Origin of the sequence: Rossellomorea aquimaris, assembly GCF_001877785.1 — a bacterium.
GTDB lineage: Bacteria > Bacillota > Bacilli > Bacillales > Bacillaceae_B > Rossellomorea > Rossellomorea aquimaris_A.
The window spans coordinates 273,028-288,239 of the sequence record NZ_MINN01000117.1; the positions used below are offsets into that span (position 1 = coordinate 273,028).

Consider the following 15,212-nt stretch of genomic DNA (forward strand, 5'->3'; position numbering starts at 1 on the left):
CGTCCCGCTTCTTTATTTAATCCACACAAATTGATAAGGTTCCAATTCAACCAGCCCACTCACTTCTTTTTCGCTTAATAAGTCGACTCCTGCTTCCGGCAGCTCAACTTCGACTCTGCTGGAATCAAGGTTCACGACAAACGTGATTTTTTCACCCGTTTCATCATTCACACGGTTCAATCCAAACAGGTTCTCACCAAGTTCCAGCACTTCCTGTCCCGCATAAGGAGAAAACGCTGATTCTTTTTGGCGGATCGCAATCATGTTTTGCAGTCCTCCGAAGATCCCTTTCCGGCGGGAGTCTGTTTCCAATTCTTCCAGAATGGTTCCGAGTTCAAGCTTCTCGCGGTTGATCCGGCGGTTGATGCCTGACTCTTCCACCCCGGCTTCGTAATTCTTGGAACCGAGCAGTGAATGATAGTAAATCGCCGGAACACCGACGAATGACAGGAGTATTGAGTGGGCAGCAAGCATTTTTGCCACTTCCATCTCCTCAGTTGTATCCTCACCCTTATTCACAAGCGCATCAGAATAATTAATATTCAGTTCGTAGACGGACTGACTGCCGTCACTATTCGCTTTATACGACACACGGCCGCCGTTTTCCTTCACTTTTTCAACAAGCATCTGCTTCTCACCCTCGGTCAGGATGCCTTCCGTCGGACGCATGCCGATTCCGTCATGACTGGCAAGGAAATTAAAATAAGTCGCCGTATCCGAAACCGTATCGATTGTCTTCGCCCATTCCGTCAGTTTGGCGCCATTATGAGTGGTCAACGAGTGCAATACGAGCGGCGGAAGCGTGAATTGATATACCATATTCGCTTCATCGGTGCCGTCTCCGAAATAGCTGATGTTTTCTTTATGGGGCACATTTGTCTCTGTAATGATTTGTGTATTCGGCTTGAAAAAGTCGACAACATCTCTCCAAAGCTTGATGATTTCATGAGCCTGCGGAAGGTGGATCGACGTCGTGCCCGACTCCTTCCAGATGAACCCGATCGCATCGAGGCGGATGCTTGTCCCGCCTTTGCTCACGTACTCCAAAAGGATGTCCGTCATCTCGACGAGCACCGGGAAATGGTGGAAATTGACGTCAACCTGGTCTTCACTGAACGTAGTCCAGGCCGTTTTCACTCCGTCTTTCCCTTCGTACTCATGATGAAGCGGCGACGTCCGCGGACGGACCACTTCACTTGCATCGAAGGAGCCATCTTTCGGAATAAAATAGTTTTGATATTTTTCATCGCCATTCAAGTATCCCTGGAACCACTCGCTGGACTTCGAAATGTGATTGGCCACGAAATCGAACATCAGCCGGTAATCATGAGATAAGTCATTGATGTCGTCCCAGTCACCAAGTTTTGAATCCACCTGACGATAATCAACGACCGAGAAACCATCATCCGACGTGTACGGAAACATCGGAAGGAGGTGGACATCCGTGACTGTTCCCTTCGCTTTTTTGTTTAAAAAAGAGCGCAGCGATTCAAGCGTCGGTTTTCCTTCTTCATAGATGCTGTCGCCGTAAGTGATCAGGTAGACGTTTACTTCTGAGACCGGTGCCGTCTTTTCGAAGGCATGGCTGCTCCATTTTTCCATCAGCTCTGTGAAGCTTGTTAGATATTCCTCTTTATACTCTTCGCCGTAAATGGATTTGAGTCTGGTTTCTATGTTAGTTAGTAGTTCGTTTTTTGTCATGGTTTCACCTTCTTTTGTTGTTTGTTCGACCGGATTGGGGTCAAAACCCTCTATTATTGGATATTGTTTTTATCTAAAAAGGGGGCTTCGAGACAATGGGACGCGGGGACAGGTTCACTGTCCCACTTTCAGGAACAAGGTTCATCCATGAATGGGACAACGTACCTGTCCCCCTGTCCCACCACGGCCGAGCCCCTGTCCCAAGCAAACTACGACAGTTTCAATGTCAAATGTCCTTTAGGTTTAATCTCAAGTTCACTTCCCGCTGCGGCCAGCACTTCCTCGGCCAAATTAACAACCGTAACCGAATCAAATATGCTGTCTAATTCAAACGTCTGCACCATATCAGTCGGATTGAAGAATCGGACAATGACTGAAGCGTCATCGTACGCTCGTTTGCAGCTGCTCATCACAACAGCAGGATTGCCCAGAACATGCAGCAGAGACACCGAATCGTCGAGCCCCTCAACCGGATATGGTATCTCAAACCGCTCGAGGCGTTCTTCAAATGTGTTCAATCTTTGCTTCTGGTACGAAACGTGACGGCCGACGAAGTGATCGGTTTCACCGAAAAGCATCTCAGGCTCATCGGTTCCGACATACACTCCGTATTCAAACTCCATCTTCTGCTTCATCTGTGCATCCGGGGTGTAAACCACTTTGTTGTTGATGCCGGACGCGCGGCCCGGGCGCCATGCCAGGTCGTCTCTTCCCAGGAGACCGACGCTTCTGAACAGGGACAAGGCCAATGAGCCGCCGACGACTTCGTATTCCTTGATACCGCGGGTGATGGCTGCAAATGTTACGCCATCACCGGCTACGCCTGCAAAATTCTCCAACGAGTAAATCGGCACCGGTGCTTCGGCAAAGCCGTTCTCTTTCCAATCCTTCATATAAGGATTATCCACGCTTCGCTCGATCAATCCGAAGCCTTGATCGGCAAATGACGACGCAGGATCGGCCGTTCCCGTATTCAATAGCACCCGCACGCGGTGGTCCTCGACCGAGTTGTCAATCGTATGCTGGACGCGCACGACTTTCTCATCTTTACGCAGCTCCAATGTCGTGACGATCACCAATGACTCGGAATTAACCTCGGACTGGCGATCTTCGAGATTCGCAGGAACAAGAGCTTCATGCTTGATCATCATTTTCCCGGACAGTGCCCCAGTCTCAACAGACAGCAATTCTCCTTTTTCAAGCAAAATCGGCCCGTCTCCCTCAAGAGGTGAGAAGTCATACGAATCACCGGCATCCGCCACATTTTCAAAGCGCAGCAGTTCAGGGATCTCCACACCCGTCTCTTTCCCAGTCAGCGTCACATTCCCATCCACAAACTCCACTTTCACAAATTCATTCTCGATCGAAGTCTTCGCAGCATCTTCCGAAAGCTTCCGCAAACCGTCTTCCACTTCCTCAACCAAATACGTCCGGTAACCAAGCGCAGGAACATCCTTCAATTCAGCCATCACCACCGTACGGTAATAGCCAGGCACCTCGACCTGCTTCTCGCCTTCCGCGGTCACGACGATCTTCTTCCCGCCGCTGATGTATTCTTGATCGACCGCTTCAACGGCCACCTCGGATCCGTCCATACCGCAAACCTTAAAATGACTCGATTTCGTAAACAGTACCGCCTCAACCGGACCGGCAAACACGCTCGCATTCGTATTGAAGAAAACAAACACATTATCCTGACCAACCCGGCGGCTGACCGCTTCCGTCATCTGCTTCTTCAAAATATTCAACAGCCCGTCCGCGATGCGGTTCACTTTCTCGAGTCGGTGCACAATGTCACGGTTCGTGTCATCGGAGTTGCAGCCGCCGATGCTGTCATGGGCGTGGACATCGAATAACTGCTTCCACATGCCGTCGAGCCATGCCTGAGGGTAGCGGAATCCAAGCGACTGACCGATGACCGCCAAAGGCTCCAGCACGTTTAAAATCTTATGTTCCACTTCATAATTCAGTTTCTTGATATCATAGCGCTGCGAACGGATCGTGTTGTGGATCCGGGACTTCTGGGTCGCCGTCAACTCGCCTTCGATTACATTTGAAAACGCAGCACCGTCTTCCCATGTGTCCTTCATGAACGTTTCGTAATCAGACAGCACAAACTCGTACTCCGAAGAGTCTTCGTTCAGCTTCTTGATCGTTTCAGGAAAATGTTCGCGTACAAGGACCTGGTCCCCGCCCGCCGGCAATAACAGGTTATCCGTGTTCGCATTCATTTCGGCCAGTTTCTCTAAAATTGGGAACAAGCGCTCTTCCTTGTATTCCTCCGATGCTTCAAGGAATTTCCCCGGGCCGTAGCCGAAGTAGATGTTGTTCGCATCCACGGTTTCGCCGTCAGGGGATTTCCATGTGAAGTTCAGGTCGCCTTTCAGCTGATCCGTATAGATTCCGCGCTGCAGCACGCTGTTGTCGATGCCGAATCCTTTGAAGATGGACGGCAGGTACTGGTTCTGTCCGAAAATATCAGGGAGATATCCGCAGTTCATGCTGTGGCCGAAGCTGCCGGATATCTTCGTTCCGTACAACAGGTTGCGGATGATCGATTCTTTATTTACCAATAGCGAATCGGTCTGTGTGTACCACGGTCCGATGAAAATCCGCTTCGCCTCCACCAGCTGCTTCAAGCGGTCAAGGTTTTCCTGGCGGACCTTCAGGTATTCCTCGACGACACTTGACTGCGCATCGAACACGTAGCCTGTGTAGTCTTCATCTCTTTCAAGGACGTCCAAAAGATGATCGAGGTTTTCCGCTAAGAGGACGTTTGAATCTTCTATTGTAAAATACCATTCGCGATCCCAGTGGGAGTGCGGTACGACGTAGACACGTTTCTTCATGATGTTCCCTCCAATAATAGATAAAGGAGTCCAGGTCAAAAACTCGACCCGGGCCCCCTTTTATGTTTTATCGACTATATTTGTGACAATGGCCATACGCGGCGGGCGGACCGGAAGTCCGGCCAAGTCCGTGCGCAGCACCTATCATCGTTCATTTTTTTTCAAAATAGCAAATCGGATAAAGATGTTCGCGAATGCGATGAAGCCTGCACCTACGACGAGTCCGATCAGGTATGCCCAGAGGTTTTCCACGAGCGGCCATCCCCATACAGCCGGAAGCGGATACCATTGGACGGCACCTAGAAGTACTGCCGTTACTGAACCAAGAATTGCACCGATGATGTTGATCGGGATCGTGATCAGCGGGTTGCGGAGCATGAATGGAATCGCTCCTTCACTGATGGCGATGAAGCCAAGCAGCAGTGATGTGTTTCCTGCGACACGCAGGTTGGCGTCGAATACGCGGCGGCCGACGACGTATTTGTCGATGACCGTTGCCAGCCCGAGCCCGATCGGCGGGATGACGATGGCCAGTACACGCGCTGTCAGCGGATAAATCTGGTCTGCAGCCAGGCCGATTGCGATGGCTCCTGCGGCTTTATTGATCGGTCCGCCAAGGTCAAAGGCTGTAGCTGCTGCAATGATGCTTGCGAGTACGACGTTGCCGGCACCCTGTGCAGCCGTGATCCAATCACTCAGTAGTGCATTCAATCCTCCGAAAACAGGATCGACGATGTAGAAGTTCAAGAAGAATATGGTCAGAACCGAGATCGCCGGGATGATCAGCATCGGCTTCATGGCGATCAGGTTTTTGTTGAGCTTGATTTTTTCATTTAAAAATTTCGAAACATAACCGGCCGTCAGTCCCAGGATCAACGCGCCGAGGAATCCGGACGGGATACCGCCTTCGACTCCCCAGAAGGTGTAGTGAAGTCCTGCTGCGAACACCCCTCCGATGAAACCGGAGACGAGTCCGACGCGGTCGGCGATCGAGTACGCGACGAAGGCACCGAAGATCGGATACATGAACTTGAAGATCATTCCCCCGAATTTATCGAGATGGTGCAGGATGACGAACAGTTCGTTAGAGTGGGTCGCATATTTGATGTCATGGATTTGATCAACGAGTCCGAACGGCATGGCCGCCAGTTTCGCTATCCCCATCATGAGCCCTGCCGCGACGAGGACCGGGATCATGTACGAGATACCCGTCATGACCGCCTGCGTGATTTCGGCGAGCAAGCCTTGCTTATTGCCGGAAGATGCATTGATGTCATCTTCATTTTCGTCACCCGCGACGGTTCCGTCCGGGTTCGTCAGTGCGCGGTTCAGGATGTCTTTCGCGTTCTTAAGCGGCTCGGCCACACGCGTCTGTACGTAAGGCTTGCCTGCGAAGCGCTCTTTATTTTTAGGCGCGATGTCGGTGGCGAATACGACCGCATCGGCTTCTTTTAAAATCGCTCCCTTATGGGCATCTTCAATCCCGTTCGCACCCTGTTTCTCGGTGATGACGCGGATTCCCATTTCGCGGCCGGCTTTTTCAAGCGCCTCGGCCGACATATATGTGTGCGCGATTCCCGCGGCACATGCCGTGATGGCAAGGACCGTTTTTGTATATTCCTGTGGTTCTTCCACCACTGTATCCCTGCTGTCTAAGGCTGCGAGGAATTCAGCCGGAGTGGCTGCGTTCATCAGATTATCGATGTACGCTTTGTCCATCAGCCTTGTGCTCAATTCTGACAGGACGCTCAAGTGAGTCGAGCCGGCTTCCGCATCCGGGATCGCCAGCAGGAATACGAGCTGGACCTTGTTGTTCGGGTCGATGCTTTCCCACGTATCGATTCCGTTTTTGAGCCTTGCTACGGCGAAGGCCGCTTTCTTGACCGAAGTGCTTTTCCCGTGTGGGATTGCGAGCCCCGCTTCAAGTCCGGTCGGGGAAATCTGCTCCCTTTCTAAAACCGCTTTCAAAAAATCTTCCTTGGAAGTAAGTATGTCTTTTTCATGGAGTGCCCCGGCGAGTTTCTCGAGGATCTCGTGCTTGGATGTTGAATCGACGTCGAACATGATAAGCTGTTCATCTGTCATTTTTCTTAGTTCCATGTGAGGTTCACCTCTCTATTATTAAAAATGAATGATATTTATGAAATCCCTTACAATCTAGTTATAACATAGCGAATCTTGTCGAAACGGTACATAAAAAGTATAATTGTACAGAATGAAAGCCTTGTCATGTTTCTGGTTGGGTATAATGAAACTACAATGAACGGTTTTATAAAGGAGCATTTATTATGGGGAAGGTATTGGATCGGTTCGCATCAAGCATCGGGGAACTGACGCATGCGGAAAAGCATGTATTATTTTACGTCGAGGAACATCTGGATACGGCAAAAAATCAGTCGCTCACCGCGATGGCCGAGAGCAACAGCGTGAGCACGACGACGATTGTGCGGATGTGCCGGAAGCTCGGGCTTGAAGGCTTCTCTGAGTTTAAGTTTGTCCTGAAAAGCATTGATGAAAACGTCGGCCCGGCCGAAAATATGCTCGACCGCTACAGCCAGGACATGGGGAGGACGCTGTCTTCGCTGCGGGTCGAGGAGCTGGAGAAGATCAGCGGGCAGATCGAACGCGCCGGCCGGGTGATGATTGTGTCGGTCGGTTTGACCAAAATGGTCGGGGAGTACTTCAGCAAGTTATTGATGCAGGTCAACAAGCCGACCTCGTATGTGTACGAATCGCATATCATCGATTTGCTACCGAATATGGTGCAGCCGAATGACCTGATCGTCTTCATCTCATCCAGCGGCGAGACGAAAACGATCGTCGGGGCAGCCGAGAAAATCCGCTACAAGAACGCCGATTCCCTCGCCATCACCAACTCGGCCGACAGCACCCTCGCGAAAATCACCCGAAACTCCATCAGCGCCGACGTCCAAAAAGTCCAATTTGCCGGGTATGACCTGACACCGCGGTCTACGATGGTCGTGCTCATCGATTTGATCTTTGAATTTTATTTGAAGACGGTAATGAAGTGAGCGTTGGGACGGGGGGACAGGTCCCTTGTCCCAATTTCTGCTGGCGGGTCGCGGTACCTGTCCCCCTGTCCCGCTCCCCCTGTCCCGCTCTAATCAAACGTTTGTTTAACCTCCTCCACCCTTGCAGCATCAAAGGTTGAGCCATTTAATCAAACGTTTGTTTAAATTCAAGAATCCCTTTCCGGGGAGGCAGTATCATCATCTGCCCTCAGATAACTTTTCTTCTTCCCCCGAACAATCTTCAAATAGTTTTCTTTTCCCAAAAAACCATAAATGAATTCCGCATTCCTATAAGCTTCTTCAATGATGGCACGGTCTTCGTTCATCTGCTCATAACATTGCCCCTGATAGTAATAAAAGTTCCCGAGCATGGAGATATTCTCGTTCTCCCTGGATTCATTTATCCCCTGAATGACGGTGGTCTGGGCTTCTTCATACTTCTTCATGTCGTAAAGGGTCTTTGCTTTATTGTATAGAATCCGGAGCCTGTAGATTTCCGGCTGCCTGAGCAAGGAGGGCATCGCCTCTTTCCATTCACCCTTCAAAGCTTTGTTGTAATAGAGTAAAGACGAGGTCAAATTATCGTTCTCGCCGTGAATGAGGGCCAGGGAATTCAATATTTTAAAATGTAGAAAGCCCTTGTGATTGAGCAGGGTATATTCCTCTTTTAACAGGTCCTTCAAGAGCGACACAGTGGACGGATAGTCCGCTCTTTTCAAACGATAGGAACTAATCGCGTTCATCCATTTCAAATATTGTTCGAACCATGTCCGGCTGCTGCTTTCCATCGTCCGCAGTTCTTTCTGAGTCAACCGGTGGATATCATTAAAACGCTGCTCGAAGGCCAGGTTTTCAATGAATGACACGGTTTCGTTTATGTAATCCACATTGTCATCCAAAACATACTGCAAAAAATGATTGATCGGTTTATTCAGTTTCAGCGAGAGAAAAAAGACCGTTTCAAGAGCAGGGGTCGTCTGTCCCCGTTCAATCAGGCTTAAAGCTGCCTGTGTACACACATCCTGCGCCAGCTCTTTCTGCGTCATGGCATTCTGCTTTCTAAGGCGGCTGATTTCCTTCCCCAATTCCACATTTCCCATACTATCCCTCTTCCCGTTCAGGATTTCGTTTAGGTAAAGTATGGATTAAATTTCTATAAATTTCATCTAAAAATATTAAACTACTTATATTTTATTTGTTTTGAATAAAGCAGGATGTATAGTTTGGGCATGTTCAATCTCCGCCGAAATAAATTACCCGCTCAGGAGTGATAATCATGAATCAACCCATCCTAAAAAAAGCTATTCTCTACCTGCTTGGTATGGTCATCGGACTTACGATAGGCTTCACCATCTTCATCCCGATTTTAGAAGACACAGCAATCGGTCTTCTGATTGGATTCTGCCTTGGGGTGATGACCGGAATCTCGCTGCAGCCCCTTGCTAAGAAGAACTGGCTGTGAGCGAGGGGGACAGGTACTCTGGCTCTTTTTGGGGATTCGTCCGCGGGTCTCTTTGCTCGCGTTTGTTCATCATTCTAATCAAACGTTTGTTTTAAATCCAATTAGAACACAAAAAAGGGCAAAGCCCCTCGCCCAGGATGCTTTGCCCTTCTCTTATTCAAACATGCGAAACAATCAAATCCAATTTCCCTTCAACCTCAAATGTCTCAACATCCGCCGGCAAAATAAAATGGTCGCCTTTTTTCAAAGGATACGTTTCTCCACTTACCTTCAGCGTCCCTTCACCATCCAGCACACTCGCCAGTTGGAAAGGCTGATCCTGCACAAACGAAGCATATCCATCAACCTGCCATTTGTATACTGAAAAATACTCCGCCTCTACAAACTTCGTCACTTCAACCCCGTCGCGCTTCTCGACTTCAGGCTGTACGGCCGCATTCTGGTGAGGAATTGTCGCTGCTTCGATCGATTTCTCAATGTGAAGTTCACGTGTATTCCCTTCAGCATCGCGGCGGTCATAATCATACACACGGTACGTTGTATCGGAGCTTTGCTGCGTCTCCAAAACAAGTGTCCCCGTGCACAAAGCATGGATTGTCCCGCTCGGCACATAAAAGAAATCCCCCGGCTTCACCTGTATGCGGCTAAGCAGCTCGTCCCACTCGCCGTTTTCAATCTTGGCAGCAAATTCGTCCTTCGTCTGAGCCGTATGACCAAAAACCATCTCGGCATCCTCATCACAGTCAATGATATACCAGCACTCTGTTTTCCCGAGCTCGCCGTTCTCATGTTCCTTCGCATATGAATCATCCGGATGAACCTGCACAGACAAATCAGAGTTTGCATCGAGAATCTTCGTCAGTAAAGGAAATACCGGCGACGTGTGTCCTCCGAATAATTCACGGTGCTCGTTCCAGAGCTCGCCGATCGTCTTCCCGGCAAACTCCCCGTTCACGACCGTACTCTGCCCATTCGGATGACCTGAAATTGCCCAGCATTCACCTGTCTTATCAGACGGGATATCATAGTTGAATTGATCCTTTAACGCCGTACCTCCCCAGATTCGCTCTTGGAATATGGGCTGTAGAAATAGTGGTTGGTTCATAAGTTCCTCCTGAATCCTCCCTCGCGAAAGGGACGTGAAAAATGATTACTGATGATTGTACTACTATCTTTCTTACTTTAAAAGGGGAAAGGGAAGCTCACCTTAGAATCGGTGGGTCAAGGGGCCTGTCCCAACTACCAAACTGCAAACCATGCAAAACCTATGATTCACAACGGGACAAGGGACCTGTCCCCATGTCCCACTCTATTTAACCAATCCAATCGCCCCCGCAAGCCCGGCATTATCCCCCAGCCCCGGCGCCACGATATACTCATCCATCCTCTCAAGGATCTGCTCATGCTGCACATACCCGTTAAGGATCTCTTTCACCTTTTCCCTCACAAGCGGATATAGCTGCTTCTGCTTCATGACCCCGCCGCCTACGATCACCTTTTTAGGGGATAAAATAAGAATATAATTCGCTATGGCATGTGCCAGATAGTGGGCTTCCATTTCCCATACTTCAGGGGAACCCTCCAACTCATGGCCTTTCTTCCCCCATCTGTCCTGGATCGCAGGACCTGCAGCCATTCCTTCCAGACAGTCTCCGTGGAATGGACAGCGCCCGGCAAAGGTGTCATCCTTATGACGCCTCACCATGATATGGCCCATCTCCGGATGAGTCAGGCCGTGGACGAGCTTCCCTTCAGCCAATGCCCCGACACCGATCCCGGTCCCGACCGTCATATACAGACAGCTGTCCAGTCCCTCAGCCGCTCCCCACAAGCTCTCGCCAAGGGCAGCTGCATTCACGTCCGTATCGAAACTGACCGGCACGTCGAAATGCTTTTTCAGCTCACCCACAAGGTCAAACTGTGCCCAATGGGGTTTCGGCGTACTTGTGATAAAACCGTATGAAGAACTTGAAGTGTCTAAGTCAACCGGTCCGAACGACCCGACCCCCAGCGCCTCGATTTCCTTATCCTTAAAAAATGCCACGACCTCTGCCATCGTTTCCGCCGGCGTTGTCGTCGGGATGGAAATCCTCTCGGAAATCACCCCGTCTTCATTTCCGATTCCGCAGACAAATTTAGTTCCGCCTGCTTCGATTGCTCCAATAATCATCTATGTATCCTCCAATCTTGAAAAGTCTATTCTATTATTAATAGTAATCATAACTTATCGGATTGACAAACCTTGATGAGAAAAAATCGGCCTCCGTTAAAGCAAAAAAGACCCGAACCCCCGTCTTCTAACCGGTGTTCAGGCCATTGCAGCTCACTTATCTAATGGGACTAAAATGTGCGTAATGTAATTTATGTTTTTGGACTTGGGTGTTGTGGGACAAGGGACCTGTCCCTGTGTCCCCAGCCGCCACTCGGATCCGACGGCTATTTAACAATTTCATATTGTCTAAGGGTATGCTCCACCATATTATTGGAGGTGAAGTTCCTTACGACTCTTTGACGGGCGGCATCGATGATCGCCTTCCTTAGATCCCCGTCGGATTTTAATGTTAAGATTTTTTCACAGAAGGTTTCAGGGCAATGATTGTCGACCATCATTCCCGTTTCCCCGTCTGCGACGGCTTCCGAAATTCCTCCCCTGTTAATCGTTACCACCGGAGTGCCTGTAGCCATAGCTTCGAGGATGACCATAGGGAATACCTCCCTTTCTGAAGTAAGCAGGAGCAGATCCATTGATTGGAGAAATTCCTGGGGATCCTTCACTTCACCCAGCAATGTTACCCGGTCGGAGATTCCCAGCTTTTGAATGTTTTCTTGGATAGATTCCCGTTCGGGCCCGTCCCCGGCAATATAAAACTGCAGATCTTTTTCCTCTTTCAAGGAAGCGGCAATTTCCAAGAACAAGCCATGATTTTTTTCCGGGGACAACCGTGCCAGTATACCGACATTGAATACGTCAGGCTGAGGCTTTCCCATGAAAGGAAATTTATCTAAATCAACACCGTTATAAACGGTGGTGATCTTTTCTTCTTTGACCCCATATTGAAGGAGCACTCTTTTCTCATACTCACTTACCGTTATGATGCCGGTCACACAATGATTCATCAACGATGAAAATAATCCGGGGAATTTTTCAAGAGCCGTGATATTATGCTTGGTATAGACGATTTTTATCTTTGGTTTGCCGGCAAGCTTTCTTAACAAAACAGCATACAGGACCATCCGCAGGCTGTTGGCATGGATGACGTCAATTTCCTGATGATTGATACAGCGGTAAAGCCGCCAAATATTAAGAATGTGGTTCTTCCTGGATAATTCCATATAATTAGGCTTATTGGCGATTTGCCCGCTAAGTTCCCCCCCGCCCGCAGCGGTATAAAGCTGAAGGCCATGAACGGTCATTTTATTTTCCAGTTTGATGAAATAATTTTCGGCTCCGCCCATGGTCAATTTATCCGTCAGCATCAATACGTTCATCTCATTTCCGCCTCCTTTACCGTATGTACGTTTTGATGGTTCAAGCTTTCATAAGAAAAATAAGCAGACAAGATTGCGAGAAATAATAAGAACATGTCATTGAAGATCAAGGATAAAAACATCATCTGAAGAATGAAACCCAGGAAAGTCAAAAAGAGGAATGGGTGCTTCCTATGAAAATCGGCTTTGAAAATTTGAACAAATACGGTGAGGACAAATATGACATAGATAAGCAGTCCGCTAAGCCCCGATTCTGTCAGGACTTCCAGGAATGTATTGTGGACGACAAGTTGATCACCGTATTCAAAAGCGTTGTAATCGGCGAAGTTGCTTGCCCCGATCCCGAACAAAGGATTGGAGATGAAGAAATCCCACGCCCTTCCCCATAACTCAAACCTCCCGCTCCCCCCATCATTGGAAAAATCCTGAAACCTGTTCTGAAGGATATCCAGGACACGAAAACCGAGAATATAGCTGATCACCCATCCTATACTCAGGAAAGAACAAGCCGATAAGAACAACCGCCATTGGTTAGCAGGTTTGTTCAGGAAAAAATAAACGATGAAGATGATCATCAAAATCAATAATCCGCCTCTGGAAAACGTGAGTACACTCGTTATTAAACACAAAAGGAAACCGATATTGTTTTTCCACGAGCCGCGTTTGCATAAATAGAAAGTAAAAAAAAGCGTATTATAAAACACAAAATAGTTTGGGTCCTCAAGCATTCCGATTAACCTGGGATAATCCCGGTCAAACCAAGCCCCATAACGTATCACTCCGTCTCCCAGCAAGGAAAAGCCATTGCTTTTCAGTCCCCACACGTAAAGGAGAAGACTTCCGATATTAAATAGAAGGCCGGCATTCGCAATCCCATTTTCCAGTTCCTCCTTTTGAAACAGACCAAGGATCCCTTTCATCAGGATATAAAAAAGGACATAAAGAATGATTCCAAACATTGCTCTCAGGCTGGAAGAAGCATACAGGGAAAAAGCTCCGGAAAATACATACACCGAATAGAAAAGAAGAAGCATCACTTCAAATACCTGCAGTTTTTGAAATCGAAAGGAAGCCGCAAGCAGCAGGACAAGGATTCCTGTATAGATCATATATGGCTTGAACGCGAAGCCGACATAAATATGATACTTGCCCAGCATGACTGAAAAAAGCAATAGAAACAGGATCAGGCTGCTGCGCGGTACGTTGGATGTATCAGGATGCAGCATCATGTGCCTCCTTTCCGGATTTCGATTTCCATTTGCGGTATATCTCCAGGCCCTTCCCTCTCCATTCCCTATCCAGTCCTGCAAGGGAAAGAATAAGGATTAAATGGACGCTGACAGCAAGAAACGGGTAAGAAGACAAGAATGATTCCACAGCCAAAAGACTGATGAAAAAGGCAGCCAGATAGGGTAGGACGGCTCTTTTCAGCAGGATCATCCGATCCGGATGCCAGAATACTAATCCGATCAGCAGGATCAATTCTATGAGAACTCCGGCTGCCGCTGCCCCTGTCAACCCGTACAACCGGCTGAACAGGGTATAAAAAATCACTCCCGATGCCACCGCAATACCCTGAATAATCATCCTTCTCGACTGGAGCGCCTTTGTCGTCAATCCATCCCCCAAAGCGATGCTCACGCCCTGAAAGACCATGACCAGGGACAATATCTTCAATAAAAGCGCAGCCTCGATCCATCTCTCCCCAAACAAAAGCGTAATGACAAATTCAGAAAGATGGTAGAAAGGAATGGCTGCCAACATACCGGCAAGCCCCATCAATTTCACTTGAGAGATGCTCTTCCTCACATGCTCCCAATGGTCCCCGGCCTCGAATAAACGGAATAAAACCGGGTAAAAAGCGCCGGCGATGATAAATGGCACTTGCTGCAAAGCTTGCGGGATCCTGTAGGCTACTGCGAAATACCCCACTTCTTTCCAGGTAAGTGTCTGCTCCAGGATAATCGGACCTATCTGCGGAAGAAGGATAAACAATAAACCGGTCACCATAAAGGGAATCCAGTTCTTGCGAAGACCTTTATAAAATGGCGCTTTGAAGGAAAATCTCAGATGTCTTGCTGTCAGGAATATCCCAAAGCAGCCAGCCAAAAAATAGGCAGATCCATATAAGAAAAAGACGATCATCGGATTTATATTAAACCACTTCCCGATCAAGATAACGGAGATCAGCAGGCCCGCGGAGACAATCCGGATCAACCCGGAATATTGCATCTTCTCCAGCATCTGAAAATAAACAGTACTGATGCTTTGCATGGATATCCCGGTCAAAAGCGGAAGAATCAGTGAGTAAGAGAGGTAAATCAATTCTGTGTCTCCCCGGTACATCCAATGGATGATCAGGAATCCAATCACCATGGCTGAAAGCATCAACCCCATGCGGAGCTTAATAAATGAGGCCATGATTTCAGAAACAGGAGCTTCTTTTTTCGCCCCTTCACGGAGGACAATCTGGTTCAGGCCGGCTTCCGACAAATAGGCCATGATCATGGCAAATGCGAGCAGCACACTGAATTTCCCATAATCATCTGTACTGATAAACGAGGCAAGAACAATCAATGCGGCTGCATTCATAATGGTTGCAAGTGCGGTACTGTAAAATAAGTGAAAGACATTCTTTACAATCGAATTTCCATTCTGCCTCATGATGGGTACCCCTTC

Annotated in this window: 11 protein-coding genes; 2 read left to right on the forward strand and 9 right to left on the reverse strand. The window is 48.5% G+C overall.

Annotation, left to right across the window (positions count from 1 at the left end; translation table 11 throughout):
- Positions 1 to 12: 12 nt before the first annotated feature.
- From BHE18_RS17965 to BHE18_RS17975, 3 genes are all read right to left on the reverse strand, one after another.
- Positions 13 to 1,701 carry an alpha-amylase family glycosyl hydrolase gene (locus BHE18_RS17965; RefSeq protein ID WP_071619880.1) on the reverse strand — a complete coding sequence of 563 codons (1,689 nt, stop codon included), beginning with the start codon at positions 1,699 to 1,701 and terminating at the stop codon, positions 13 to 15.
- Positions 1,702 to 1,910: 209 nt separating this feature from the next.
- Positions 1,911 to 4,550: a glycoside hydrolase family 38 C-terminal domain-containing protein gene (locus BHE18_RS17970; protein ID WP_071619881.1), complete on the reverse strand. Its 2,640-nt coding sequence runs from the start codon at positions 4,548 to 4,550 to the stop codon at positions 1,911 to 1,913.
- A gap of 144 nt (positions 4,551 to 4,694) precedes the next feature.
- Entirely contained in the window at positions 4,695 to 6,650 is a 1,956-nt protein-coding gene (locus BHE18_RS17975; RefSeq protein WP_071619882.1) for a fructose-specific PTS transporter subunit EIIC, read from the reverse strand.
- A 188-nt stretch (positions 6,651 to 6,838) separates the two neighbouring features.
- Between BHE18_RS17975 and BHE18_RS17980 the strand changes: the two genes are divergently transcribed.
- Positions 6,839 to 7,582 carry a MurR/RpiR family transcriptional regulator gene (locus tag BHE18_RS17980; protein ID WP_071619883.1) on the forward strand — a complete coding sequence of 248 codons (744 nt, stop codon included), beginning with the start codon at positions 6,839 to 6,841 and terminating at the stop codon, positions 7,580 to 7,582.
- A 167-nt stretch (positions 7,583 to 7,749) separates the two neighbouring features.
- On the opposite strand, the gene BHE18_RS17985 is transcribed toward BHE18_RS17980, so the two are convergent.
- A complete protein-coding gene (locus tag BHE18_RS17985; protein ID WP_071619884.1) occupies positions 7,750 to 8,682 on the reverse strand; it encodes a helix-turn-helix domain-containing protein in 933 nt (310 codons plus the stop codon).
- Between the two features lie 176 nt (positions 8,683 to 8,858).
- Here BHE18_RS17985 and BHE18_RS17990 point away from each other — a divergent pair, with 176 nt between their 5' ends.
- Complete coding sequence (locus BHE18_RS17990) at positions 8,859 to 9,044, forward strand: hypothetical protein (RefSeq protein ID WP_071619885.1); 186 nt, start codon at positions 8,859 to 8,861, stop codon at positions 9,042 to 9,044.
- A gap of 157 nt (positions 9,045 to 9,201) precedes the next feature.
- Here BHE18_RS17990 and manA read toward each other — a convergent pair whose 3' ends face one another.
- From manA to BHE18_RS18015, 5 genes are all read right to left on the reverse strand, one after another.
- Positions 9,202 to 10,149, reverse strand: a complete 948-nt coding sequence (manA, locus tag BHE18_RS17995) for a mannose-6-phosphate isomerase, class I (protein ID WP_071619886.1) — start codon at positions 10,147 to 10,149, stop codon at positions 9,202 to 9,204.
- 204 nt (positions 10,150 to 10,353) lie between these two features.
- Positions 10,354 to 11,214, reverse strand: a complete 861-nt coding sequence (locus BHE18_RS18000) for an ROK family protein (protein WP_071619887.1) — start codon at positions 11,212 to 11,214, stop codon at positions 10,354 to 10,356.
- Positions 11,215 to 11,480: 266 nt separating this feature from the next.
- On the reverse strand, positions 11,481 to 12,533 hold the full coding sequence (locus BHE18_RS18005; RefSeq protein WP_071619888.1) for a glycosyltransferase family 4 protein: 1,053 nt from the start codon (positions 12,531 to 12,533) through the stop codon (positions 11,481 to 11,483).
- The gene (locus BHE18_RS18010; protein ID WP_071619889.1) at positions 12,530 to 13,759 is read right to left on the reverse strand and encodes an O-antigen ligase family protein; all 1,230 of its coding nucleotides are present in this window, start codon (positions 13,757 to 13,759) and stop codon (positions 12,530 to 12,532) included. The genes BHE18_RS18005 and BHE18_RS18010 overlap by 4 nt, the downstream gene beginning before the upstream one ends.
- On the reverse strand, positions 13,746 to 15,197 hold the full coding sequence (locus tag BHE18_RS18015) for an oligosaccharide flippase family protein (RefSeq protein ID WP_071619890.1): 1,452 nt from the start codon (positions 15,195 to 15,197) through the stop codon (positions 13,746 to 13,748). Before BHE18_RS18015 ends, BHE18_RS18010 begins: the two co-directional genes overlap by 14 nt.
- Between the last annotated feature and the right edge of the window lie 15 nt (positions 15,198 to 15,212).